This window comes from Idiomarina sp. UBA4206 (assembly GCF_002383015.1).
Taxonomy (GTDB): domain Bacteria; phylum Pseudomonadota; class Gammaproteobacteria; order Enterobacterales; family Alteromonadaceae; genus Idiomarina; species Idiomarina abyssalis.
This window is the reverse complement of sequence record NZ_DFTS01000023.1, coordinates 16072-16510: the sequence shown is the minus strand read 5'-3', so window position 1 is coordinate 16510 and position 439 is coordinate 16072. Positions and strand designations below refer to the sequence as shown.

Below are 439 nucleotides of genomic sequence, written 5' to 3'. Positions count from 1 at the left end.
TAAAATAGGCAGGATGTAGTATGGGTCTTTGGTCGATAGATCCTGTATCCAGAACACAAAGGCAGAATGACGCAGTTCAACACTTTCCAACAGAACCCAGTACAGAGCAAGGAAGATTGGAAGCTGCAACAGCATCGGCAAACAACCGCCAAGAGGATTCACTTTTTCCTCTTTATAGAGCTTCATCATAGAGCTCGACATTTTCTGTCGGTCGTCGCCATAGCGTTCGCGAAGGGCCGCCATTTTAGGCTGAAGCATACGCATTTTAGCCATTGATACGTATTGCGCTTTGGTCAATGGGAACAACAATGCTTTGACAATAACCGTGGTCAGAATAATGGCCAGACCCCAGTTAATAACCAGGCTTTGTAAAAATTGAAGCAGCTTAAATATTGGCTGAGCTAACCACCAAAGGAAACCGTAGTCGACGGTTAAGTCC

At 45.1% G+C, this 439-nt stretch carries 1 protein-coding gene; it reads right to left on the bottom strand.

What is annotated here, in order from left to right; genetic code table 11:
• Positions 1–439: membrane protein insertase YidC (gene yidC, locus B3180_RS05070; protein ID WP_286843378.1), on the bottom strand; the 439-nt coding region annotated here is incomplete at both ends.